Genomic DNA, 23,326 nt, shown 5'->3' with positions numbered 1-23,326 from the left:
GCCGCTCGTCAGTCGGCCACGGTCCCCAGTCAGGCGGGATCCCCAGTCAGGCGGGGTCCCCCAGTCGGAACGGGTTCGGCGAACCCGCGCGGGCGCCGAGCAGGACCCGCGCGAGCGCCGTCGTCACAGTCGGCAGAACCGGATGTCCGAGGCGAGGATCGCCTTGGCACCGAGGACCGCGAGCCGGTCCATCACCTCGTTGGCCTGCTTCCTGGGCACCATCACCCGCACCGCGTTCCAGTCCTGCTCGGCGAGCGTCGAGACCGTCGGCGACTCCAATCCGGGGGCGATGCGGATCGCCTCCGGCAGCAGGGCGGCGGGGCAGTTGTAGTCGAGCATCAGGTACTGCTGCGCGATCACCACGCCCTGCAGCCGGGCGGCGAGCTGTGTCCTGGCCGGGCTGTCCTCGGTGTCCAGGCCTTCGAGCAGGACGGCCTCGGAGACGCAGATCGGGGCGCCGAAGGCGACCAGGCCGTGCTGCCGGAGGGTGACGCCCGACTCGACGACGTCGGCGACGGCGTCGGCGACGTCCAGCTGCACCGAGATCTCCACGGCGCCCTCCAGGCGGATGACCTCGGCCTCCACACCGTGTCGGAGGAGGTCGCCGCGGACCAGCCGCGGATAGGAGGTGGCGATCCGCTTCCCTGCCAGGTCGGCGACCGTCCACTCGCGACCTTCGGGGGCCGCGTAGCGGAACGTGGAGCCGCCGAACCCGAGACCCAGCCGTTCCTTGACCGGCGCCTCGGAGTCCAGCGCCAGGTCACGGCCGGTGATGCCCATGTCCAGCCGACCGGAGCCGACGTAGACGGCGATGTCCTTCGGACGGAGGAAGAAGAACTCGACCTCGTTGACCGTGTCGAGCACGGTGAGATCCTTGGGGCCGGGCCTGCGACGGTAGCCCGCCTCGGCCAGCATCTCCGACGCCTTCTCGGCGAGGGCGCCCTTGTTGGGGATGGCGACGCGCAACATGTGCTGACTCCTCCGGCTCACAGGTGGCGGTACACGTCGGCGGTGTCGATCCCACGACCGATCATCAACACCTGAAGTCGGTAGAGAAGCTGCGAGATCTCCTCGGCGAGCCGCTCGTCGGACTCATGCTCGGCGGCGATCCAGACCTCGCCCGCCTCCTCCAGCACCTTCTTGCCCTGTGCATGGACCCCGGCATCCAGGGCGGCGACGGTGCCGGACCCGGCGGGGCGGGTGGCGGCGCGATCACGTAGTTCCGCGAACAGCTCGTCGAACGTCTTCACGAGTCCCGATCCTCGCATCCCGGTGCGGGGGCCGCCCCGCTCACCCCGTCGACAGGCGAGACAGGCGGGCGACAGGCGGGGCGTCGGCGGGCACGTCGCCGGAGAATCGGGCCGCCACTGCGGCTGCACGGGCACCGCACCACGTGCGTGATCGGCGCCGGTTCACAGATGCGCAAGCCAGGCAGGCACGTCGAATCGGCTCCACCGGTCTGCCCCGCCGAGGCGGGACAGACCGGCGGTGCCTGATCGTCTGGTGGTCAGGACACCATGGCGGTGTCCATCCCACGGTGGGCGTCAGCCGTCCTCACCGACGTCCCCGGTCGTCGTCGGCTCTGTACGACTGGTCATCGCCTCAGAAGCACCACAAGGTGACCTGCGCGTTGTACGACAGGCCGACGGGGGTGACGAAGCTGCTGGTGACGCTGCACTGCCACCGCTGCCAGCCGCCGAAGATCCAGGCCTGGTTGTAGGCCTGCTCCTGCGCCTGGAACAGCGCCAACGACTCGGTGGAGCCGAAGCCGTACCCGTAGTAGAACTCGTGGGCCGCGGTGACCTCGCCCGCGACGGAGGCCGCCGAGACGGACGTGCCGCCGTCGGGAACCGCGGCCGCGGCCGGTGCCGCCGAGGCGACGGCTCCGCCGCCCAGGGCCAACGCCCCGGCCAACACGGTCGAGACGAATGCGCGTCGAACACTGTTCATGACGAATTCCTCCTGATCACTGGTGCGATGACCCGACGGGAGCACCCGCCGGGGGACGACTGAACGGGCTGGCACCGTCGCCTGGGCGACGGGCGACGCCACCGACTGTCATGGCCGTCGTCGGCCCGGTCGCCCAGGCCGACGACGCCGAGACTCGACGGCCGCGGCACGGCTCGACGGGCGGGGATGACTCGAGTCGGCGGGGTTCCGGCAGGCTGGAGTGAACGGTCGACCGGCACACCCGCCGGCGACGCCCGCGCGGCCGGCCACCGGCTCACCAGCAGATCAGCGTGACCCGCGCGTTGAACGTGTTCCCACTCGGGACGACCCAGCTGCTGGTGACGGAGCACTGCCACCGCTCCCAGCCTCCGTGCAGCCAGGCCTGGAAGTAGGCCTGTTCCTGCGCCTGAAGCAGGGCGGCAGACTCGGTGAAACCGAAACCGCTGCCGTAGTACCACTCCTGCGCCACCGCGACGTCGGTGGAGACCGACACGGCCGAAGCGGACGGCGCGCCCTCCGCAGTGGCGGGCGCGGCGGAGGCCATCGCCCCGCCGCCCAGGGCCAACGCCCCGGCCAACACGGTCGAGACGAATGCGCGTCGAACACTGTTCATGACGAATTCCTCCTGATCACTGGTGCGATGACCCCCCGACGGGAGAACCCGACGGGGACGACGGAAAGGCGCGGGCACCGCCGTGCCCGGTGCCGGACGACGGGACCGGGCGGCCGCGGTCGTTCGCCAGCCCGGTCTCCCTGGCGAGGAACGCCAGCGTCTCGGCGGCCACGGCGACGGCACGACGACGGGAGTGCTCGACATGGCCGGAGGCGGCCAGCGAGCGGTAGAGGATCGGTCTGCCCTCGGGGTCCGCGTGCTGCATCGCCGCACACATCTTGCGGGCGTGCATCGGGTGCACCCGGGTGTCCTGCTCGGCGGCGACGAACAGGGTCGCGGGATAGTGCACGCCGGGGCGGACCCGGTGATAGGGCGAGTAGGCGAGGAGCGCGCGGAACTCCGCGCCGTCCTGGACGCTGCCGTACTCCTCTCGCCAGAGCGGGCCGAGACCGAACAGCTCGGAGCGGATCATGTCCAGCACCCCGCCGCGCGAGACCCCTGCGGCGAACAGGTCGGGCCGCTGGGTCACGGCCGCCCCGACGAGCAGCCCGCCGTTGCTCGACCCGAGGACGCCGAGCCGATCGGGCGAGGTACGGCCCTCCGCGATCAGCCACTCGGCGGCGGCGTGGAGGTCGTCGAAGGTGTTCTGCTTCCGCTCCCTCGTCCCCGCCCGATGCCAGGCCGCGCCCTCGTCGCCGCCGCCGCGCACGCAGGCGATCGCCACGAGGCCGCCCTCGGCCACCCAGGCGAGCAGCTCCGGGTCGTAGGCGGGCACGGCAGGGATGCCGAAGCCGCCGTAGGCGGTGAGCAGGGTGGGCAGCGGGCGTGGCGACGTCGCCGTGAGGTCGGCGGTCCTGCCCAGCAACACGAGGCGTATCGAGGTGCCGTCGGCCGATCGACAGCGGAGCCGCCGGGTGCCCACGGTCGGAACCGAGCGGGCGGCGGATCGGGTGGCGGGACGACAGAAACCGGTGACGAGGTCGCACCGCACTTCGCCGGGCGGCGTGACGAAGTCCGTGTAGCCGAGCCGGACCTCCCGAGGCCCGGTCTCCGCGATCCGGGTGATCCGCCCGGCCCCGGGCAGCGCGACGGTCCGGAGTCTGCGGCCCGACGCCCGATCATGCAGCGACGCCTCGTGGACACCGTCGAGCAGGCGGAGCACCACGAGCACGGGCGAATGCTCGAGGACGGTCACCGAGGTCAGCGTGGCGTCGGGCAGGGCGGGCACCACCTCACGCCAGCGGTCGGGACGCGGGTCCCCCGGCTCGACCCGACACAGCCGTCGGGTCGGCGCCCGGTGGCTGGTCAGCAGGTACAGCAGCCCGTCCGGCCCGACCTCGGCGTGGGTGCGCGCGTCCACTCCCTCGGTGACGCGGCGGAGCAGGGGCCCGGGCGGGACGGCGCCCGCAGGCTGCCCGGCGGCGAGGTCGGCGAGGTCGGCGATCCAGACCTGGTTGCCGCCGCCCGCGGCGATGCCACAGTGCAGGAGAAGCCATCGTCCCCGGTCGATCCGAACGGAGATCGACGCGGCCCCCTCGGTTGCTCGGGCGATCGCCGCGAGGAGGTCCGGCGACACGGCGTTCGGTGCCGCTGCGGGATCGAAGGCCGCCGGGCCGGGGGCCGCGGGGTCGAGGGCGACCGGGTCGACCGCAGGCCGGGAGACGTCCCCGTCCTCGTGTCCACTCGTCGGCGTGTGGACGGCCGCCGAGGCATGATCTTCCGTGCCGAGGCGGTGCAGCACGACGTCGGGGCTGGTCCCCGCCGACGCGACGGACTCCGGCGTCTGCGCCACGAAGAAGAACGCCGAGCCGTCGGGCAGCCAGGCGATCGAGGAGTACCGGACGGGTCCGATCGGGCCGTCGAGGACGGTGCCGGTGTCGGCGTCGATCACGAGGAGCCGTCCGTACTCGACGCCGAGCCGGGAGAGCTGACACACCACCCGGCGTCCGTCGGGCGACGGCGTGACCCGGTGCAGCACCGTGTGACCATCGGGGTCGAGGCGCCTGGGATCGCAGAGGATCACGACCACGCCGTCGGGACGGCGCATCCGCAGCATGCCGCGGTCGCCGTCGCCGTGCGGCGGCAGGAACTCGCGGTCGCCGACCCGGATCGGCGTGGGCGCGGGCGGCGTCTCGTCCACCGCGAGCCGCGCCGCGAGACGGTCGCGCACCTCGCAGTCTTCGAAGTAGGCGTCGACGAGTCGGGACTGCGCGCGGGTCCACGCCAGGGTGTCCTCGGTGTCACGCTCCAGTCCGCGATACGGATCGGGCACGATCCGCCCGTGCAGCACGTCGACGTCGCCGCCTCGGGCGGCGGGCGGGTAGGCGGTCATCGGGCGCCCCCCGGCCGGGTGTCCGCCGCCGGATCGACCGGCACTGCCTCGGCGGTTCGGCGGGCGCCGGACGCAGCGGCCGTGCCGGGGACACGTGCGGCGGACCGCACGACGTCCTCGGCCCCGCCCACGCCTGTCCCCCGTTCGACGGCCTGGGGAGCGGCCGTCGACGTCGCCGGGTCGGCCGCGGGCGGGCGAGCCGGGCCCTGCGCCGCCACCGTCTGCGCCGCCACCGTCTGGGGCCCGGCGCCGTACCGGGCGGCGGGCAGCAGGAACAGGGCGAGCAGTCCGAGGACGGCGGCCGCCCACAGGGTCGGTCGGATGCCGATGATCTCGGAGACGAAGCCCGCGGTGACCGAGCCGATGATGAAGGCCAGGGTGCCGACGAGCTGGAAGCTCGCCGAGAACCGACCCAGCACCTCCGCCCCCAGCTCGCGACCCGCGAAGCCGACCATGCCCACGTTGGCCACCGCGCCGCAGAAGATCGGCAGGCCCAGACCCAGCGCGGCCACCACCATCGCCACCGGCAGCGGCCCCGCCGCGAGCGGCAGCAGGGCGGTGGCCGCGGCGACGCCCGCGAAGCCGACCGTGGCCAGTCGTTGCGGGGTCACGCGGTCGGCGAGCCGAGCGGCCAGCAGGCTGCCCGCCAGTCCGCCCAGGCCGCTCACGACGAACAGCGCGCCGTACCAGAGCGCGGGCACCCCGAGCACGGTGAGGATGAACAGCGCGGTCAGCGCCGCGACCATGCCCCGCATCAGCTGGCTGACGGCGAGGAACGGCGCGAGCCTGCGCAGGTACGGACTGTCCCGGATCGCCGCGAATCCGACGAGTAGATCGGCGGGACGCACTCGTCTGCCGGTGGGCGGAGTCGGCCGTTCCGGGGCGGCGATGCGCAGCAGGCACAGCGCGCTGATCAGGCGAGTCGCGACGTTGATCAGCAGCGCGCCGATCGGGCCGGTGATCGCGATGAGCGGGCCCGCGAGTCCCCGTCCGGTGAGGTCGCCGACGAACTCGCCGCTCTGCAGGTGGGCACGGGCCCGGGTCTGTCCCTCCCGGTCCACGATGCTGCCGAGGTGGGCGAAGTAGACGGCCTCCGTGAGGGCGCCGAGGCAGCCCAGGACGAAGGCGAACGCGGCCAGGAGCGGGATGTCCACCCAGTCCCCCGCGACGCCGAGCGCGACGATCCCGACGGCACAGCAGCCGAGGAGTTCGGCGCCGATGAGCCAGGGTCGCTTGCGCGGCAGCCGATCCGCGAGGGTGGCCAGTGGCAGGCCGAACAACAGGACGCTGAGACTGCCCGCCGCCGTCAGCAGGCCCATCTGGCCGCCGGTGGCTCCCACGGCATGCACGGCGATGAGGGGTACGGCGACGGCGGTGAAGGCGGAGCCGAGACTCGTGCTGGTCTGCCCGACCCAGTACAACCGCAGATCCCGCGACATCTCGGTCCTTCCCCGGTGATCATGACCAGCCCCCGCGAGGCTCGGGTGGTGGGACCCGAGCCCCGCAGGTCGCCGGATCACCTCGTTTCGACGTTGCAGCAGCCGATGCTCAAGGAGCTGCACGGGATCAGTTCGCTGTCGCTGTCGTCGGCAAGCTGCTGAAGCGCCAGGATCTCGGTCATGTGGTCTCACCCCCCTCCCGCTGATCGAGGGTGAAGAACTGGCCGGTGGGGCCGTGCACGACGCGGCTGAGCGCCAGCAGGACGCCTGCCGAGCCGCTGTGCAGATCGGCCGAGTACCGCGTGGTGGCGCTGCCCAGTACGCGGAGACCGTCCGGATGCCGGACCACGTGCTTGACCAGGCCGCCCGCCAGTCGGGGAACCAGGTCCGCGGCCTCGCCGGCGTGGGCGAGCCCGGCCAGGTCCGCGTAGTCGGCCCAGGCGTAGACGGCGCCCGCCAGGCCCTGGTACAGGCCGGGGTCGACGGCGCAGCTCAGGGCACAGTCCGCCGCGATCCTCGGCAGCGCCTCGGCGCAGCGCTCGTCGCCGGTGGCGCGGACGTACCTGGCCAGCACCGGGGTCACCCCGGCCGAACCCACGCTCAGGAAAGGCAGCTGTCTCCGGAGCTCGGCATGCTCGACGAAGGAGAGATCACCGGTCGGCATCTCGATCGCCCCGTCCAGCTCGGCGTGCAGGAGCGTCAGGCCCGCCCGCCGGAAGCTCTCGTCTCCGGTCTCATCGGTTAGGTGATGCAGGAACAACGCCACCCCGGCGCGCCCACGCAGCAGCCCCTGCAGCGACTTCCCGAGCACCGCCGTCGGATCGTCGAGGTCCCGGATCAGCTCGCCCAGCTCCGCGGCGGATTGGAGCCGCTTCTCGTCGCCGGTGTAGCGGTGGAGGGCGAGCTGCGCCGTTCCCACTCCGGCCGCACCGCCCTCGAGGGTGATCACACCGCGCGTCAGCTCATGGCGTCCCGCGTGGTCGATCAGCTCCAGCGCCTCGTCCAGCGCGCCGGTCTCGGCCAGGACCCAGGCCACGCCCGCCGTGCCGACGTGCAGGCCGGGCGCGAGACGGTCCCGCTCCGCGAGCGCCTCTCGACGGAACCGGGCGGAGACCTCCTCGGGTATCGCGATGCCCGCGTGGTGCAGGGCGTGGATCACGCCCGCGGTGCCGTAGGCGACGCAGACCATGTTGGTGCCGTAGGCCCGAGGAGAGGGCGGGAACAGCCAGTCCGTCCGCTCGGGACGCGCCATCGCCAGCAGACCGGCCCCGAGATCCTCGACCAGCTCGCGCAGGCACCGCGTCGGGTGCTCGTCGAGATCGGCGGCCGTGGGCAGCCCTCGATGTTCCCGCGCCCGGGCCACGAGCTGGGGAACACCCGGACCCACGTCGCGGGAGCGGCTCGGATCGGGGCGTGTCATCGCCCCGGCCGTGCCGTAATACCGCAGGGCGGCAGCCCACAGCACGTCCTGGGCGGGCTCGTCGAGGTCGTCCAGGCCGAGGTCCCGCCGCAGCAGCTCGGCACGCCCGGCTCCGTCGACCTGCATGAGCTTCTGCAGGGGGAAGAGCAGCACGAGCGCCAGCGCGGCGAATCCGTAGTCGTCGGAGTCCACGCCCGCGTCGACGAGGGCCTGCGGCGGCGAGAACCCCTCGGTGCCCATCTTCAGCTCGGGCCCGGTCAGCGACGACGTCGCCTCGAAGTCCACCAGCCGCACCGCGTCGTCGGGGCCGATCAGAACGTTGCCCGGACTGAGGTCGCCGAACCGCCTGCCCTGGGCGTGCAGGCGATCCAGCACGGCGCGCAGTGCGGCGAGGACGCCTGCCGCGCGGGCCAGGTACGCGGTCCGCTCCGCCCGCGTGGCCGCAGGCCTGATCATCCGGTTGTACCGCCCGGCCCACGTCCACAACGGCGTTCCGGGCACGTGCTCGGTGACCAGGAACTCGTGTTCCCAGGCGCGGAAGTACTCGAGCGGCTCGGGCGCCAGTCCCGGATCGACCGCGTGCAGGTCGACGAGGGTCCGATGCTCGCGACGCAACCGGGTCTGCGCGTCGACGCGGTCCCAGGTGTAGCCGTTGTGCGCGCGGGCCTCCTTGATGAACACCGTGCGACCGGTCTTCTCGTCCACCGCCCGGTAGCTGCCCCCCGCGTTGCTGTGGCGGATGGCCGCGGTCACCCGATAGCGCCCGCCGAGCAGCACCGAGCCCGTGTGCGGGGACGGCTCCGCCTCGATGAAGGGATCGACGACGCCGTCGGGCAGGGTGAAGAACGGGCGCCGTACGTCGGCGATCTCCCGGCCCGCGGCGTCCACCAGGATCGGCTCGCGCGAACCGTCGGCGAGCAGTCGATCTCGCGGCGAGAAGGCGCCGTATCGGTAATGAACGGAAGCCGAGTCGCGATAACGTCGATCGGTGAGGATGTGCGGCGCCTCGGCTCCTCGGCGCCGTTCGACGAGCCGGTCCAACACGCGACGTGCGCTTTCCACGTCCGTCGGATAGACGGCGCAGAACTTGCCCGACTGCGGACGTGGGCCGTGTTTATGGTGCAGGGCCAGGAAGAACTTCTCGGCGGCGATGTGCTTGAAGCGCACCTGCTCGTCGAAACAGATCTCGGCGACCGCGTCGAGCGTCGACTGAGCGGAGAGCAGCCCGCTGGAGACGTGGATCTTCCAGCCGTGCTCGACGGCGGGGACACCCGGCGCGGACCAGTCCAGCCAGCAGTCTCGTGGCCGTCCGGCCCAACCGGGCCGCACCGAGGTCGGCGCGTAGCGCGTCCCGGCATCGGTGACGTGATCGAGCGGGAGATAATACTCGTCGCTGGCGAACATCAGCCAGAACTCACGCATCGCGGCTCCCCCGATCGACGTTTCCCCGGATCGCGGCCTCGTCGACCGGACGATGTCGATCCTGCGGGAGAAGGGAAGACGTTCCCAGCCCCCTTTTCGGAGGTGTTGACGCGGTCCGGGCGCGACCGCTAGGTGAATTGACACGAAACATCTGGATCGCTCGTGGAATTGCCACGATCTCGCCTATGCTTGGGCAATCGAGCTGCGCGATTGCGTGAACCAGGGGGGTTCGATGGACCGTCGAGAACGATCACGAGCAGGAGAGCCGTCGCCACCGGGCGAGGACTGCGAAGGCCCGCGGCCTGACAGCACCGTCGCCGCATGATCACGGTCTCGTTCGTCGACGACGATCAGATGCTGTTGGACGGGCTGGCCGCCTGGTTGTCCTCCGTGCCGGACCTGCGGCTGTTGGGCACGATGCGCACGGTGGAGGAGCTGCTGGCCGCGCCGGGTGCGCGCCCGAGGGTGGTGGTGCTCGATCTGCTTCTCGCGGACCGCTCCGATCCCGTCGAGAACGTCCGCCGCCTGGTCGCGGCCGACATCCAGGTGCTGGTGGCCAGCGTGGTGCCGCATGTCGAGCACGGGGTCGACGTGGTCCGAGCCGGGGCGCTGGGCTACCTCACCAAGGACCACGCGCTCGACGTGCTGGCCGACGCGATCCGCCAGGTCGCGACCGGCGAGACCGTCTACTCCACCGAACTCGCGTACTCCTGGTCCCGGGACACCCGGCCTGAACGACCCCGGCTGGCCGCGCAGGAGCGAGCGGTGCTCGTCGCCTATGCCTCCGGGATGACGCTGACGGCGGCGGCACGACGCGCCGGGGTGCAGCCGGCGACCGCGAAGAAGTACCTCGCGAAGGTCAAGGAGAAGTATCGCGAACTGGGCCGCGCCACCTACACCAAGCTGGACCTGGCCAACCGGGTGCGGGAGGACGGGCTCGCCCGCTATCCGCAGAGCTGACCCGCGTCGGGCACGCGAGTCGCCGTCCTTCGCGCCGACGGCCGAAGCCGCCCCTCAGCGTCCCGGTCCGGCGCTCGCGGTGTGCGAGGTCGCCACGGCCGGGATCGCCTGCCGCCACGACAGTTCCAGGCAGGTGCCCTCGCCGGACAGCGAGAACAGTTCGACGCGGCCGCCGACCTCGCGCATGCGATCGATCACCGAGCGGCCGAGCCCGAGGCCCCTCGGGGTGACGTCCGGGTCGAAGCCGATGCCCCGATCGACGATACGCACGACGAGCTCCGCGTCCTCCCAGTCGACGGTCACCCATGCCTCGCTGGAACGGGCATGCCGCGCGACGTTGTTGAGTCCTTCGCGGCAGGCGTCGGCGACGGCGTCGACGACATGCCGCGGCAGGTGGGCCGGCAGGGCGCCCGGCAGGTAGTGCACGCGGAGCCCGAGCCCCTCCGCGTCGGACATCACCTCGGCGAGTTTGTCGCCGAGCCCGGTGAAGCCCCCGGCGGAGTCCTCGACGATCAGCCGCCGGATGTAGTCGGCGTCCTTGGCGCACCGCCGTCGAACCTGGTCTGTGCGGTGATCCAGCCCGCCGCGGGCGATGGCGGTCAATGTCGCCAGCGCCGTGTCGTGCAGCGTGCGATAGTGCGCGATGCGTTCGTGGAACCGAGCCTGATCGGCGGCCTTGGCGACCTCGGTCGCCAGTCTGCGCTGCGAGGTCTCGTCCAGGGTGCGCGACTGGGCGGAGAGGTACCGGCGCATGTAGTGCAGCAGCAGGCCGAACCAGAGACAGGAGTTGAGGTGGCCGATCATGTTCGGGCTGATCGTGAAGGAGGCGCCGCCGCCGCTCAACGCCCAGACGTAGCAGACCATCGGAAGCAGTGACACGAGGATCGCCGCTCTCGGGGCCAGTGTCGCCCCGATGAGCGCCGCCGTGCCGAGCGCGTACTTCGACGACCAGTTGACCGAGGTGAACTCCGTGCCGGGCAGGCAGTTCGCGGTGACCGCCGCCAGCAGCAGGCAGCCCACCAGGACATCGACGGCGACCATGCCGTGGGTGAACCAGCCACGCCGCCCGATGCCCACGGCCATGAAGACGTTCCAGCCGACGGCGCAGGCGAGGAGGACTCCGTTGAGGACGGCGTCGTGATAGCCCGCACCCTGCGACGCGGCCAGCGCGGGCAGCAGGTAGCTGGCCCGCTGTCCGAACATCAGCACGGCGATGAAACGTCGAGCTCGCTCCTCCCCCGGTTTGGAGAGCATGTAACGCGGATCGAGCCAGCCGAGGGTGCCGCCGGGAGCCAGGCCCCGTAACCGTCGGAGTCGACCTGCCCGCCCCCACCAGGACGTGAATCGATTCATCCGCGCCGCTCCCCGTGCCGACGCCGGTGGGCCCGCCCCCACCGGCGGGTCGAACGGTAACCGGACCGTCACCAACCGTGCCGCCTCGTCGACGCAACGACGTCTATTCGTGATCCAACGTTCGCCGGACGGCCGGACGGCCGGACCGCACCGGTTCGGCCGCCTGGCCCCGGAACCCGCCGTGCCGACCGGCCGCGCCAGATCCGGTCGCGGACTCACGCGGTGGCGAGTGTGGGCACGGCGCCGGGCCCGCGCCTCGCGATGATCCGCCCGGGCGCTCTGGTCGTCTCCGCTCTCGCCGGTCGGCCCGGTCCTCGTGAGTCACCCGGCAAGGCGATCGTGTCGAGCCCACGGTGTCCGGGTCCCCACTCCGGCCGGTCCGACCCGCCTCCGCAAGGGTCCACCCGGACGTCGACCTCCGGCGCCGCCCGGTCGGGGACTCTCGCCCCGGCTCAGCGCCGGGTCCGGCGGCCGGGCGGATCCGCGCCGGGTGGTGTCGGACTCGGCTCCAGGTCGAGCGCGTCATGCGGTGTCCGCCAGACTCGAGTCGGGGTCGCCGACCCGGCGGGCACGGCAGGCCAGCCCGGATGTCCCGCGGTCGCGAAGTCCGCCCAGGCCGCCGACATCCGGCGCGACAAGGCCCGGTCCTGCTCCGTCGGCGGGCCGCCGATCAGGAAGCGCGCGCCCGGCACGTCGAGATTGCCGAAGGCGAAGGGCAGGTCGGCGTTGTGCCAGGCCCGGACCGGTCCGTCGGCGCCGAGGCGCCGGGCGAAGCGAGCCGAGAAGGCCCGACCGCCCGCCGCGACGTGTTCCTCGATCAGCCGGGCCGCGGGCCTGCCGACCGTGATCTCGCCGAACACGTCCAGGTAGAACTCTTCGATCGACGCCGGGGGCCGCCGCAGCCGTCGGTCGGCGAGGATCTCCGGCCGCACGTCCAGCGCTGCGATGAAGTGGGCGAGGCCGGCCTCGTCGGTCACCGAGGGCACGCCGTCCACCGCCGCGAGCAGCCAGTGTTCGTCGTCGGTGCGGCAGACGAGCAGGTCGACGTCGCGGGCGACGCCCGTGTGCAGCGGTTCGGGCGGCGGCGCGGTGAGCAGCGCGTCGACCTCACCGTCGGCGGGCACCGGACCGAAGAGGACGGAGTCGTAATAGCGGCGGCCCTGGGCGGGATCGACACGGCAGGCCGCCGACACCGCGTCGGCGGCGGCGACGAGGGTCTGCGGCGATGCCGTCCCCAGCCGGTCCACGGTGAGCCCGGCGGCGGCGGCGATCCGCTCGGCGACGTCGTCGGCGGAGTCACGAGTGCCCGTCACACCGACCGGGCTGTGTGCGATCACCCGGTGGAGGAGACCCCGTGCCTCACGCAGCCCCAGCAGGCAGGCCGCGGCGGTGGCCCCCGCCGACTGTCCCGCGAGGGTGACCCGGTCGGGGTCTCCGCCGAACGCCGCGATCTCGTCTCGGACCCAGCGCAGGGCGGCGAGCTGATCGAGCAGGCCTCGATCGTCGGGACGGCCCGCCAGTCGCCCGAAGCCCTCGAAGCCCAGTCGGTAGTTGCACGTCACCACCACGAGACCCCGCGTGGCGAGCGTCGTACCGTCGAACTCGGGCTGGGCCGCGGAACCGAAGGTGAACGCCCCGCCGTGCAGCCAGACCAGCACCGGCAGCGGCGGACCGCCCGCGGCACGCCGAGGCGTCCAGACGTTCACCGTGAGGACGTCCTCGTCCCCCGGTGACCAGGCAGGCATGCCGGGCAGCCGCGCGGACTGCGGCGCGACGGGCCCGAAGGAACGTGCGTCGCGGACGCCGCGCCACCTCGCGGCGGGCCGGGGCGCCAGGAACCGGTTCGCGCCGAAGGGCGGAGCCGCGTAGGGGATGCCGAGGAAGCCCAGCACCGAGGACGAGCCTTCGAATCCCCGCACTCGGCCTGCCGTGGTGTGGACGACGTCGTCCATTCCGATGTCCTTCGTCCGTGGCCGACCCTCACGGGTCGACGCTCAGGGCACGGTAGCGGCGGGCACTCCCGCGAGCGGCGTCACGTCCACCGCGCGAGCAGCGACGTCCTCCCCCGCCGCCGGACCGGTCCGGACGGATGCGGGCGGGCGGGCGGGATCACGCGATCGACAGGAGTACGGGCTCAGGCTCGGCAGAGCACCTCGCCGTGCAGGACCGCGAACCAGGCTCCGTCGTCCCGCGCCCACTCCCGCCATCCCGCCGCGATCCGCCGCAGCTGTGCCTCCGTCGCGTGCCCGTCACGGAGTGCGCGGGTGCCGACGGCGGACTCGGTCATGCGTTCGGCCCACAGGCCGCTCCACCAGGCTCGGTCGTCGGGTTCGGCGTAGCACCAGGTGGAGGCGGTGGCGGTGACGTCGGTGAACCCCGCCTCCCGCGCCCAGGTAGACAGCCGACGGCCCGCGTCCGGTTCGCCGCCCGCCGCGCGGGCGACGCGGCGGTAGAGCGAACACCATTCCCGCATCGCGGGCGGCTCGGGGAACCAGGTCATCCCGGCGTAGTCGGCGTCGCGAACGGCCACCAGCCCGCCCGGGCGGCACACCCGGCGCATCTCTCGCAGCGCGCCGACCGGGTCGGCCAGGTGCTGCAACACCTGGTGCGCGTGGACCACGTCCACCGAGTCGTCGGGGAGGTCGAGCGCGGTGACGTCGTCGACGCGCACGAGGACGTCGGGCAGGCCGTGTTCCTCGGCCAGCGCCCGGGTCGCCTCGACCGCCACGTCGGCGACGTCGATCGCGACGACCCGCCCGGGTGCCACGCGCTCCGCCAACTCCACGGTGATCGTGCCGGGGCCGCAGCCGACGTCGAGCAGATCGAGTCCGGGGCGCAGTCGGTCCAGGAGATAGCCCGCGGAGTTGGCGGCCGTCCGCCACCGGTGGGAGCGCAACACCGAGTCGTGATGTCCGTGCACGTATCGATCCGTCTCCGCGGCCACGGGTCCTCCCTCGTCCTTCGCCTCGGTGCCGACCGTACCGAACGCTTCTCAACATCCGAGAGCACACATCCAGGATCCGAGAGACCGTGCTCGCGGACGCGCGGCGGACTCGACCGCCCCGGCCTGCCGAGCACCGTGACCGGGACGGACCTCGGCCTAGCGTCCGGTCCGTCACGCATTCGGCCCGCCCGAAACCGGACCTTGGAATACTGCTGTCCACGCGCTCGAAGCGGCGGACTTTCGATGTCACAATCGGTGACGCCGCTTTTCTCCGAGTTACCGCCGCCCCTGCGGGCCCCGGCGGATCGACCCGCAGCCGTCCTTTGTTATTCATTACTCCGTTCGTCCCATACCGGGTTGCTCCCGGCCCCGGGCGCCGGCGGCCTCGGAACCGATTTCAAGTCGGCGCGGAGTCTTGCCTGCCATTGTGGCTACTGGCAGTGTGAAAGCGATCGTCGAGGCTTCCAAGGGGGCGGTGCACATGACATCCGGATCGTCATCGAGCAGTTCTTCTTTTCCCCGACTCACCTCAGATCTCGCGGCGGTGCGGCGGGCGATCAGCGATTCGGTGACTGTGGGCGACGAACGAGCGAGAGGGCCTTTCGAGCATTTCATCCGCAGACCAGGCAGACTCTTCCGGCCGACGCTTGCATTGACCTCGGCCTACGTCGTGAACCCGGCGGTCCCCACGGAGTCGGTGATCCCGGCCGCGGTGACCGTGGAACTGCTCCACCTGGCCACGCTATGCCATGACGACCTGTGCGATCAGGCGGAGACCCGGCGCGGCCATCCGACCGTCAACGCGCTGTTCGGCGACGCGACGGCGCTGATCTCCGGTGACTACCTGCTCGCCTGCGCGACCGGCATCGCGGCGTCGCTGGGCGCCCTGCAGATGCAGCTCGTCGGCGAGACCCTGAAGACGGTCTGCATGGGGCAGCTGCAGGAGGGCCTGGACCTCTACGACGTCGCGCGGTCCGAGAGCGCCTACTTCGCCGCCATCACCGGCAAGACCGCCGCCCTCATGGAGGCGGGCGCGGTGCTCGGCGCCGCGGCCGCGGGCGGCGACGCGGTCGCCAGAGCGGGCATGGGCTCCTACGGCCGGAATCTCGGCATCGCGTTCCAGATCTGGGACGACGTACTCGACATCTGGGCGCCGGACGGCGTGACCGGCAAGGAGTCCGGACAGGACCTGGCCAACGGCGTCTACACGCTGCCGGTGATCTACGCGCTGCGCGAGCGGCCCTCGGAACTCCGGCCGCTGCTCGGCAAGGGGGAGTTCACCCCGCGGCGCCGGGCGGAGATCCTCGCCGTGCTGGGCCGCACCGACGCGGCGGAGCGGTCGCTGCGGGTGGCGAGGACCCACATCGAGCAGGCGCTGTCCGATGTGCGAGCCCTGCCCGGCGTCGCACCCGACTCGGCGGAGCGACTCATCGACGTCGCGCGACTGCTGATGCCCGAGATCGATCGACTGCTGCCCCGACCGGAACGGGTCGAGACCCCGGTCGTCGCCTGAGCCGCGGCGCGCACCATCAAGCATTCCCGAAGCGATGAATCACCAAGAGGAGACCATGACCAAGGTCGATGACGCTCTCACTCAGGCAGTCGACTGGCTGGCGAAGCAGCAGGACAGCGAGGGCCACTGGTACGCGCCGATGCTGACGAACGTCACGGCGGAGGCGGGTGAGCTGCTGCTGCACGAGTTCCTCGGGACACGAACCGAGGAGTACACCGAGACCACGGCCCGCTGGATCAGATCCCGACAACGTGCCGACGGCACCTGGGCCACCTTCCCTGGCGGGCCCGCGGAGCTGTCGGTCACCGTCGAGGCCTACCTGGCGTTACGACTGGCGGGTGATCGGCCGGACGAGCCCCACATGGCCGCGGCGGCGGCCTACTGTCGCGAGGCGGGCGGAATCGGTCGCACCCGCATGGTCACCCGGATCTGGCTCGCCATCCTCGGTCAGTGGTCCTGGGACGAACTGCCCGTCATCCCCCCGGAACTGATGTTCGTGCCCCGCGAGTCGTCGATGTCCGTCTACGGGTTCTCGGGCTGGACTCGGATGGCGGTCATCCCGCTGAGCCTCATCAGCTCGCACCGCCCGACCATCACGGTGCCCTTCGACGTCGACGAGCTGCGGTCCGAGCGTCCCCAGCCGGCCGAGCCCGATCCGCCGCTGTTGAGCTGGCCCGGCATGTTCGTTCGGACGGACCGGCTGCTTCACCGCTACGAGCGGCGGCCCGTCGCCAGGGTGCGGCGCACGGCGATCCGGCTGGCCGAGCAGTGGATGATGCGTCATCAGGAGACCGACGGCTCCTGGCTGGGCATCCACCTGATCACGGTGTTCGGGCTGCTCGGGCTCGGCGCGGCCGGTTATCGGGCGGACCACCCGACCATGGCTGCCGGTCTGCGAGGGCTGAGCCGCTTCGCCGTCCCGGAGCAGACGCCGCAGGGGGCCGCGCGCCGAGTCGCGTGTTGTCCTGGACCGGTCTGGGACACGGCGCTGGCCGTGCTCGCCCTGATGGACGCGGGCGTCGACCCCGGCGACGAGCGAGTGCGTGCCGCCGCGGAGTGGCTGCTCGAGAAGGAGGTCCGCACCAAGGGCGACTGGGCGGTCAACCGGCCCGATCTGGTGCCGGGCGCATGGTCCTTCCCCTTCACCATGGAGCACTTCCCGGACTGTGACGACACCAGTGTCGTCGTCCTGGCGCTGCATCGGATGGCCGAGGCGGGCGGCTCGTCGACCGCGGAGCGTGCCGCGGCGGCGGCCGACCGCGGCTTCGGCTGGCTCGCGGGGCAGCAGTCCGCGAACGGCGGCTGGGCCGTCTACGACGCGGACAAGACCTCGGAGGTCCTCGCCCAGCTGCCGTTCTGCGATTTCGGGATCGCCACGGATCCCCCGTCGGTGGACATCACGGCGCACGTGGTGGAGGCCTTCGCCCGGATACTGCCACCCGAGGACCCGACGGTGCGCGAGGGTGCCCTCTATCTGTTGCGGACGCAGGAGGAGGACGGATCGTGGTTCGGGCGCTGGGGGGCGAACTACGTCTACGGAACCGGGGCCGCCGTGCCCGCCCTGATCGCCGCGGGCGCCGCACCGGAGAGCCGCTCGATCCGTCGGGCGGTGCGCTGGCTGCTCGACCACCAGAACACCGACGGCGGCTGGGGTGAGGACCTGCGTTCCTACACGGACGACTCGTGGCGGGGCCGGGGCGAGTCGACGCCCTCGCAGACCGCGTGGGCGCTCCTCGCCCTTCACGCCGCAGGCGAGGGTGAGGACACCGACGCGGTCCGACGTGGCATCGACTGGCTGATCGACAGGCAGCTGCCGGACGGAACCTGGGAGGAACACCTCTACACCGGAACCGGCTTCCCCGGTGACTTCTACATGGGATACCCGCTCTACCGGCAGATCTTCCCGATCATGGCGTTGGGCAGGTATCGGCGTCAGCCGGTCGCCGGTTCGCCGTCGCCGGCGCGGGCGGCGTCGTCGAGGACGATCTCCAGGTAGCACATGTCGACGCGCAGGAGATCCTGGACCAGCGCGCAGGCGGCGCGGATCAGCCCGTAACCCCGACGTAGCGCGCGCTCCGCGCTCGCCTCCTCGGCAGGCCCGAGGAGGCGAGCGCGGGCCGTGACCGAGGGGCCTGCGGGAACGCCCCTGGTGCTGCAGGGGGCGAGCAGGACTCGAGGTTCACGCCGAACCCGCTTGACCTTCCCCGAGGGACGCTGGGTGCGGACGTAGACGATCCCGGCCTCCCGTGCCGCCCAGACCGGTGTCGCCACGCGGGAGCCGTCCCGTCGGAACGTGATCAACAGGGTCTGCTTTCCCTCGGCGATCGACTCCGGGGCAGGCTCGACGTGGTCGGGAATCGCGTCGAGCAGCGCGAGGATGCGAGCCGACGGGATGCTGAGCCGGTCTGCCACCCGACCGCCGGGCAGTGCCCGGCCTGCGATCGGCCGGGCGGATCGACGGGCGGGTCGGTGCGAACGGACTGCATCGCTCACGGCGGGGCCTCCTAGTCCTGAGCACGTTTCGATACCGATTCGGCACCGGCTGACCCGCGATTATGACCAGGCCCCCGGGAATCCGAAAGCGGTTGTTCGACCACTACTCATCTCAGTTTCGCTGCGTTCACCTGAACGCGCACTCAAGTATCACTCGGGACGATCACGAGGGTTGCCACCGAACGGCGCATAGACCATTCTGTGGATGCGCCAGGCACCCTGCATGCTTCTCTGCAATTCTCATTAGTACTCGACACGACGGGATGACGACGGTGGGCCGCACTCGGGTTCCGAATGATCCTCGCCAGTACGACGAACTCGCCGATCAGTGGTGGAACCCCGAGGGGACCTTCGCCTCACTGTCCTGGATCGCCCGCTGTCGCGCAGCCCTGGTGCCCACCGCGACCCGTACGGACGCCGTGCTGGTGGACGTGGCGTGCGGGGGTGGTCTCCTGCATCCGCACCTGGCCGGCAAGGGATACACGCACGTCGGGGTGGACCTCTCGGCCGAGAGCGGCCGAGTCGCCCGCGCCCACGGCGTGGACCATGTGATTCGCGGCGACATGAATCGCATTCCGTTGGCGGACGAGTCCGCCGACGTCGTGACCGCGGGCCAGTGTCTGGAGCATGTCAGCGATCCGGCCAGAGTGATCGCCGAATGCTGCCGAATCCTTCGGCCGGGCGGAACCCTCGTGGTGGACACGATCCCGGACACCCTCATAGCCCGCCTGCTGATCATCACGCTGGCCGAGAATCTGCCGCTTCGCGTCAAGGCCCCCAAGGGCTGCCACGATCACCGACTGTTCGTGAACCGAGCGGGTCTGGTGCGAGCCGCGGCGGCCCACGGAGTCCCGCTGCGGCTCCAGGGACTCACCCCCAAGAAGAGCGACATCCCCGGATTCCTCCTCCGCCGCCGATCGGAGATCCGTCTCGTCCCGTCCCGCAACACCAGCGTTCTGTTCCAAGGTGTGGGCGTGAAGCGGGCGCGTTCGGCCGCGACGAGTCGCCGCGAGGCCGCCTCGCCGGTGAGCGCGGGCGCGGCGCGGCAGCCGGGCTGAGACCGCGGAACCGGTTCACCGACGACCGCCGCGCGGACACCGGCGCTCCGCTCGTCCCCGCAGGCGGCTGGACCAGCCCACACTCCCAGGGAGAGTCATCCATGACCACCGACTCGGCGGCCCTGTCGCATCCGAGACCCGTCCGTCTCCTCGACTGGGTGCATGCCGCGGGCCCGCCGTTGATCCTCGTCCTGGTGCTCCAGGGCGCCTACGCCGTCTCCGCCGCCCACCACCTGGAGAACCTGTCCCCGTGGCGCGTAGGGCTGACGCTGGCGATGTTCGTCTTCGACGGCATCGGACGACGGCTGATCAACGACTACGAGGACCACGCCCGAGGCCTGGATCGACCGGACCGGGTTCGTCCCGACAGCTCGTTGGCCCTCGGGTTGGACATGCGCGCGGTGCGTCGCGTCGGCATGGCCGGATTCGTGCTGGCCTGGGTCTGCGCGGGCTATCTGGCGGTGACGACGACCCCGTGGCTGCTGCTGTCCATCCCGATCCTGTACTTCGCCTACTTCGCCTACGCGGGCGGCCGTCGGCCGCTCGGGCATCGCGGACTCGGCGAGGCGCTCGACTTCGTGTTCACCGGCACGATGGTGACGCTGGTGGTCGGCTGGGTGAACGTGGGACGGGTCGACGGCGCCCTGGTGTTGGCCGCCCTGGGAGCCGGCTTCCTGTTCATGAGCCTGATGCTGCACAACAACGCCCGTGACGTGGAGAAGGACGCCGCGGTGGGCAAGACGACGCTGCCGCAGCTCGTCTCGCCCTCGGTGACCAAGTCGCTCTACGTCGTGGGACTGTCCGGCTTCTATCTCTGCGTCGTCGGCATCGCGGTGCTGCTGTCGGCGCCCTGGTATCTGCTCCCACTGATCACCGTGCCCTGGACCGCGGCGCTGGCCGTCACGGTCCTGCGGGGTCCGATCGGCGAGCGGATGGTCTCCTGGGCCCGGCTGTATCTGCTGATGATCGCGAACTTCGCGTTGTTCAGCGTCGGCGCCTGGCTGTGATCGGACGGGTCGGCGCGGGCGGGGCCGCCGATACGGATCCCCGCCCGGCCGGTCCCGTCCGGTGTCGGTAGTCCACGTGCGAGCCGGGACCGTGCGCACACGCACCGCGCGCACTCGAGCCGATCAGGTCAGTACCGGGAACAGGTTCCGGCAGGCCGCCCGGCCGGTGGCCACGTCCACGAATCGGGCCGGGCCCGCCAGGATGACGAGCACATCGGCCGTCCTGGCCAGGGCCTCGGCGGCGGGCTCCGGCGCCCGGTCCACGGCCGAGACCGCGTCGAGAAGGTGCACGGTGCCTTCGACGAGTCGCGTCAGGACGTAGTCGCCGAGCGCGATGTCGCCCGCCGGACTGGACACGACCGAACCCCAGGAGGCGTGAACCCGTTCGAGGACCGCCGGAGCGTCGTCGACGAACCAGCCGACCAGTTCGTCCCGCCCGGCGAGCGCCGCCGCACGCGCCGCCGAGTCCACCATCGCCTGCCCGTCCGGCAGTCCGCCGAGATACCGGAAGTAGTCGGCCGCGTCGACACGGGCGGGCGGGCGCGTCGAGCGGCCGTCCACGGCTGCGCCGAGAACGCCGACCCCTCTGGCGACGTGGGCGTACAGCTCGGTCATCGTCCAGCCGGGGAGCCGCGTCGACGACCGCCAGCCCGCGTCGCCGAGCACCGTGCCGAGTGCCGCCCAGGCCGCCCAGCTCTCGGTGAGCAGCGCGAGATCGGTCGGGAGTCCGTTCGCCCGGCTCGTCTGATCGAGCGAAGCCGTGCCGTCGGCCCGCTTCTCGGCGCTCTGCTCGGGCGACGACGTCACAGCGGATAGACCATGGCGTTCTTGACGAGCGCGCCGTCGTAGACGGCCGTCTTCTCCGCGAAGCGGAGGGTCGCACCGTCGTCGCGCACCAGGTCGCGGTAACGCCCGGAGGCGTAGACCTCGGTGTGCTCCTCGCTGAGGCTCTGCGCCACGATGAACGAGCCCTCGACCGACAACAGGTCGGGTTCGGCGGTGTGGTGGGCCCGCAGTCCCGAGAAGAGGTGGCGCATCGTCCTCGGCGCGTAGACCGAGACGTTCTCGATCGCGTTGACCCGGTCGGCGAGTCCGGGCACCCCCTCACAGCGCATCATCGCCAGCGGCAGTCCGGCGTCCGCGTTCTCCCGAGAGATCGCCGTATATCGACAGTCGTCCTCGAACAGCCCGAGCCACTCGGTCAGCCGCTTCTCATCGAGCAGTTCCGTGTAGTCGGTGTAGAGCCGCAGGACCCGGAACCACAGCTCCAGCGACGCGGCAGGCCCCACGGCCCGTCCCGGGACGGTCTCGGTGGTCTCGCTCATCGGTGTCTCACAGTCCCATCACCTGGCGATAGTGGCGGTAGAACGCCCTGATGGCCACCTCGGTGACCATGTGCTCGGTGTCCTCGGTTCCGTGGCCGCCCATCTCGACGACGGCCGCCGCGTCGTCGCAGGCCGCCAGTCCACGCTGGTTGTAGGCCAGGACCTCCCAGTCGTCGATGCCGACCAGCCCGGCGGGCCCCTGGAGGTTCGCCTGACGCAGGCGACGCCGAGTCATCTCGGCATCGTCGTCGGCGTAACCGAAGTAGGTCCAGTGCAGCTCGGTCACGCCGGCCTCGCGCGTGACGATCTGCCGCATCGCGAGCGTGTTGGTCTGCTGTTGGATCATCAGGTTCGGCCACAGGGTCTGCATGACCACGGTCTCAGGGCCCGCGAACTCCTTGGCCGGAACCAGCATGGTCGCGTCGGCCAGCCGCAGGGCGGTGTCCAGGTTCGCGATGTCCGCGGTGGCGTCGGTGTGCCGCTGCTCGCCCCGTCGGGAGCTGAGGACCGCGTGCCCGCCGGTCTCGTCCATCAGCACCCGGGACGGCTGGTCGGCGCGGAAGAGCCCCAGACTGACGAGGAACACGTGCAGCAGGCTGGCGTGATACGGGTCCTTGATGTTCTCGAAGATCAGCTTCCAGTTGGCCGGGATGCGATGCCGCTGATAACCGAGCACCGTCAGCTCGCGCCCGTCGAAGACCCGGTCGAAGTAGCCGACCATCCGGGCACCGAGGTAGGACTCCAGGGGCGGTACGGCGTGATCGAGGCTCGCGAACACCACGCCGTTGCGCTCGGCGACCGCGAGCCTCCGCAGTCCGTGCGCGGCCGGGTCGAAGTCGGCGGGCATCCCGCCGTTGCCCTGCACGCCTCGGCGGAAGGGCACACCGCGCAGCGAGCCGTCCAGGCCGTAGGTCCACTGGTGGTAGGGGCAGACGAAACGGCGGGCGTTGCCCGACCGTTCCATGCAGAATTCCAGTCCCCGGTGCGCGCACCGATTGAGCACGGCGTTGATCGCCCCGTCCTCGGCCCGCACCACGATGATCGGATGCCCGCCGACGAACGTCCGGACGAAGTCGCCGGGACGTGGGATCTCGGCCGCCAGAGCCACGTAGTTCCAGAATGGTCCGGCGAAGATCCGCTCTTGCTCTCGCTGGTAGACGTCGGCTGCCGTGTACACCCAGTAAGGAACACGAGAGACACTCGAACCCGGCCATTCCCGCGTACGGCCGGAATCCACGACAGGTTCTTCTGACGAGACGGTTCCGGGTGTCGACATGACCGACTCCTCGCTACGGAGAGCTATTGCTGTGCCCGTGTCATTCGCTGCCGGAGATTAGCACTCAGCCGAGCATCGAGACACCCGATCGGACCATTATTGCGCTTAACGGCTCAGCGCACTGCGTCGGGTGGTCGCCGGTCGGACGCCGAAACCCCGATGCAATCGATATTCATCTGTTCAAGACTGTTCTCGGCGTCCGATAACTGATTGAGTCGGCG

Annotated in this window: 20 protein-coding genes; 5 read left to right on the top strand and 15 right to left on the bottom strand. The window is 71.3% G+C overall.

Annotated features, from left to right (window positions below; genetic code table 11):
• Positions 1-123: 123 nt before the first annotated feature.
• The 8 genes from hisG to lanKC form a co-directional block, all read right to left on the bottom strand.
• Positions 124-969, bottom strand: a complete 846-nt coding sequence (gene hisG / locus AHOG_RS12140; RefSeq protein WP_093941455.1) for an ATP phosphoribosyltransferase — start codon at positions 967-969, stop codon at positions 124-126.
• Between the two features lie 17 nt (positions 970-986).
• The gene (locus AHOG_RS12135) at positions 987-1,250 is read right to left on the bottom strand and encodes a phosphoribosyl-ATP diphosphatase (protein WP_075743751.1); all 264 of its coding nucleotides are present in this window, start codon (positions 1,248-1,250) and stop codon (positions 987-989) included.
• Between the two features lie 352 nt (positions 1,251-1,602).
• Positions 1,603-1,950 carry a hypothetical protein gene (locus AHOG_RS12130; RefSeq protein WP_157736777.1) on the bottom strand — a complete coding sequence of 116 codons (348 nt, stop codon included), beginning with the start codon at positions 1,948-1,950 and terminating at the stop codon, positions 1,603-1,605.
• Positions 1,951-2,224: 274 nt separating this feature from the next.
• Positions 2,225-2,563, bottom strand: coding sequence for a hypothetical protein (locus tag AHOG_RS12125; protein ID WP_093941453.1), 339 nt, complete (start codon positions 2,561-2,563; stop codon positions 2,225-2,227).
• Between the two features lie 16 nt (positions 2,564-2,579).
• Entirely contained in the window at positions 2,580-4,895 is a 2,316-nt protein-coding gene (locus AHOG_RS12120) for a prolyl oligopeptidase family serine peptidase (RefSeq protein ID WP_093941452.1), read from the bottom strand.
• Positions 4,892-6,334 carry an MFS transporter gene (locus AHOG_RS12115; protein ID WP_093941451.1) on the bottom strand — a complete coding sequence of 481 codons (1,443 nt, stop codon included), beginning with the start codon at positions 6,332-6,334 and terminating at the stop codon, positions 4,892-4,894. Before AHOG_RS12115 ends, AHOG_RS12120 begins: the two co-directional genes overlap by 4 nt.
• A 77-nt stretch (positions 6,335-6,411) precedes the next feature.
• On the bottom strand, positions 6,412-6,516 hold the full coding sequence (locus AHOG_RS29330) for a class III lanthipeptide (protein ID WP_211290582.1): 105 nt from the start codon (positions 6,514-6,516) through the stop codon (positions 6,412-6,414).
• The gene (gene lanKC / locus AHOG_RS12110; RefSeq protein ID WP_093941450.1) at positions 6,513-9,176 is read right to left on the bottom strand and encodes a class III lanthionine synthetase LanKC; all 2,664 of its coding nucleotides are present in this window, start codon (positions 9,174-9,176) and stop codon (positions 6,513-6,515) included. Before lanKC ends, AHOG_RS29330 begins: the two co-directional genes overlap by 4 nt.
• 321 nt (positions 9,177-9,497) lie before the next feature.
• Here lanKC and AHOG_RS12105 point away from each other — a divergent pair, with 321 nt between their 5' ends.
• Positions 9,498-10,136 (top strand): transcriptional regulator, encoded by a 639-nt coding sequence (locus AHOG_RS12105; RefSeq protein WP_093941449.1) that lies wholly within the window; start codon positions 9,498-9,500, stop codon positions 10,134-10,136.
• A 54-nt stretch (positions 10,137-10,190) separates the two neighbouring features.
• On the opposite strand, the gene AHOG_RS12100 is transcribed toward AHOG_RS12105, so the two are convergent.
• The 3 genes from AHOG_RS12100 to AHOG_RS12090 all read right to left on the bottom strand — a co-directional run bounded on the left by AHOG_RS12100 (position 10,191) and on the right by AHOG_RS12090 (position 14,433).
• Positions 10,191-11,489, bottom strand: a complete 1,299-nt coding sequence (locus AHOG_RS12100; protein ID WP_157736776.1) for a sensor histidine kinase — start codon at positions 11,487-11,489, stop codon at positions 10,191-10,193.
• Positions 11,490-11,941: 452 nt separating this feature from the next.
• A complete protein-coding gene (locus tag AHOG_RS12095; RefSeq protein WP_093941447.1) occupies positions 11,942-13,441 on the bottom strand; it encodes a carboxylesterase/lipase family protein in 1,500 nt (499 codons plus the stop codon).
• A 182-nt stretch (positions 13,442-13,623) separates the two neighbouring features.
• Positions 13,624-14,433 (bottom strand): methyltransferase domain-containing protein, encoded by an 810-nt coding sequence (locus tag AHOG_RS12090; RefSeq protein WP_093941446.1) that lies wholly within the window; start codon positions 14,431-14,433, stop codon positions 13,624-13,626.
• Positions 14,434-14,914: 481 nt separating this feature from the next.
• On the opposite strand from AHOG_RS12090, the gene AHOG_RS12085 reads away from it, so the two are divergent.
• Together AHOG_RS12085 and shc are read left to right on the top strand one after the other, a co-directional pair.
• Positions 14,915-15,946, top strand: a complete 1,032-nt coding sequence (locus AHOG_RS12085) for a polyprenyl synthetase family protein (protein WP_093941445.1) — start codon at positions 14,915-14,917, stop codon at positions 15,944-15,946.
• A gap of 55 nt (positions 15,947-16,001) precedes the next feature.
• Positions 16,002-17,942 carry a squalene--hopene cyclase gene (gene shc / locus AHOG_RS12080; protein WP_245856705.1) on the top strand — a complete coding sequence of 647 codons (1,941 nt, stop codon included), beginning with the start codon at positions 16,002-16,004 and terminating at the stop codon, positions 17,940-17,942.
• On the opposite strand, the gene AHOG_RS12075 is transcribed toward shc, so the two are convergent.
• On the bottom strand, positions 17,879-18,439 hold the full coding sequence (locus tag AHOG_RS12075) for a PPOX class F420-dependent oxidoreductase (protein WP_157736774.1): 561 nt from the start codon (positions 18,437-18,439) through the stop codon (positions 17,879-17,881). The genes shc and AHOG_RS12075 overlap by 64 nt on opposite strands.
• A gap of 263 nt (positions 18,440-18,702) precedes the next feature.
• On the opposite strand from AHOG_RS12075, the gene AHOG_RS12070 reads away from it, so the two are divergent.
• Both AHOG_RS12070 and AHOG_RS12065 read left to right on the top strand, forming a co-directional pair.
• A complete protein-coding gene (locus AHOG_RS12070) occupies positions 18,703-19,497 on the top strand; it encodes a methyltransferase domain-containing protein (RefSeq protein ID WP_093941442.1) in 795 nt (264 codons plus the stop codon).
• Positions 19,498-19,598: 101 nt separating this feature from the next.
• Complete coding sequence (locus AHOG_RS12065; protein WP_093941441.1) at positions 19,599-20,504, top strand: prenyltransferase; 906 nt, start codon at positions 19,599-19,601, stop codon at positions 20,502-20,504.
• Between the two features lie 123 nt (positions 20,505-20,627).
• On the opposite strand, the gene AHOG_RS12060 is transcribed toward AHOG_RS12065, so the two are convergent.
• Genes AHOG_RS12060 through AHOG_RS12050 form a run of 3 tightly spaced genes read right to left on the bottom strand, consistent with a single transcriptional unit; the run spans position 20,628 to position 23,006 of the window.
• Positions 20,628-21,311: a maleylpyruvate isomerase N-terminal domain-containing protein gene (locus AHOG_RS12060; protein ID WP_093941440.1), complete on the bottom strand. Its 684-nt coding sequence runs from the start codon at positions 21,309-21,311 to the stop codon at positions 20,628-20,630.
• On the bottom strand, positions 21,308-21,829 hold the full coding sequence (locus AHOG_RS12055) for an aromatic-ring-hydroxylating dioxygenase subunit beta (protein WP_093941439.1): 522 nt from the start codon (positions 21,827-21,829) through the stop codon (positions 21,308-21,310). The genes AHOG_RS12060 and AHOG_RS12055 overlap by 4 nt, the downstream gene beginning before the upstream one ends.
• 7 nt (positions 21,830-21,836) lie before the next feature.
• Positions 21,837-23,006: an aromatic ring-hydroxylating oxygenase subunit alpha gene (locus tag AHOG_RS12050; RefSeq protein ID WP_211290581.1), complete on the bottom strand. Its 1,170-nt coding sequence runs from the start codon at positions 23,004-23,006 to the stop codon at positions 21,837-21,839.
• Positions 23,007-23,326: the final 320 nt, after the last annotated feature.

The sequence above is a fragment of the Actinoalloteichus hoggarensis genome (assembly GCF_002234535.1).
Lineage (GTDB): Bacteria > Actinomycetota > Actinomycetes > Mycobacteriales > Pseudonocardiaceae > Actinoalloteichus_A > Actinoalloteichus_A hoggarensis.
This window is presented reverse-complemented; position numbering and strand designations above follow the sequence as displayed.

Coding starts and splice junctions, on each gene's coding strand:
- hisG (WP_093941455.1), bottom strand. CDS start 969: ATGTTGCGCGTCGCCATCCCCAACAAGGGCGCCCTCGCCGAGAAGGCG.
- AHOG_RS12130 (WP_157736777.1), bottom strand. CDS start 1,950: ATGAACAGTGTTCGACGCGCATTCGTCTCGACCGTGTTGGCCGGGGCG.
- AHOG_RS12125 (WP_093941453.1), bottom strand. CDS start 2,563: ATGAACAGTGTTCGACGCGCATTCGTCTCGACCGTGTTGGCCGGGGCG.
- AHOG_RS12120 (WP_093941452.1), bottom strand. CDS start 4,895: ATGACCGCCTACCCGCCCGCCGCCCGAGGCGGCGACGTCGACGTGCTG.
- AHOG_RS12115 (WP_093941451.1), bottom strand. CDS start 6,334: ATGTCGCGGGATCTGCGGTTGTACTGGGTCGGGCAGACCAGCACGAGT.
- AHOG_RS29330 (WP_211290582.1), bottom strand. CDS start 6,516: ATGACCGAGATCCTGGCGCTTCAGCAGCTTGCCGACGACAGCGACAGC.
- lanKC (WP_093941450.1), bottom strand. CDS start 9,176: ATGCGTGAGTTCTGGCTGATGTTCGCCAGCGACGAGTATTATCTCCCG.
- AHOG_RS12105 (WP_093941449.1), top strand. CDS start 9,498: ATGATCACGGTCTCGTTCGTCGACGACGATCAGATGCTGTTGGACGGG.
- AHOG_RS12100 (WP_157736776.1), bottom strand. CDS start 11,489: ATGAATCGATTCACGTCCTGGTGGGGGCGGGCAGGTCGACTCCGACGG.
- AHOG_RS12095 (WP_093941447.1), bottom strand. CDS start 13,441: ATGGACGACGTCGTCCACACCACGGCAGGCCGAGTGCGGGGATTCGAA.
- AHOG_RS12085 (WP_093941445.1), top strand. CDS start 14,915: ATGACATCCGGATCGTCATCGAGCAGTTCTTCTTTTCCCCGACTCACC.
- shc (WP_245856705.1), top strand. CDS start 16,002: ATGACCAAGGTCGATGACGCTCTCACTCAGGCAGTCGACTGGCTGGCG.
- AHOG_RS12070 (WP_093941442.1), top strand. CDS start 18,703: ATGACGACGGTGGGCCGCACTCGGGTTCCGAATGATCCTCGCCAGTAC.
- AHOG_RS12065 (WP_093941441.1), top strand. CDS start 19,599: ATGACCACCGACTCGGCGGCCCTGTCGCATCCGAGACCCGTCCGTCTC.
- AHOG_RS12055 (WP_093941439.1), bottom strand. CDS start 21,829: ATGAGCGAGACCACCGAGACCGTCCCGGGACGGGCCGTGGGGCCTGCC.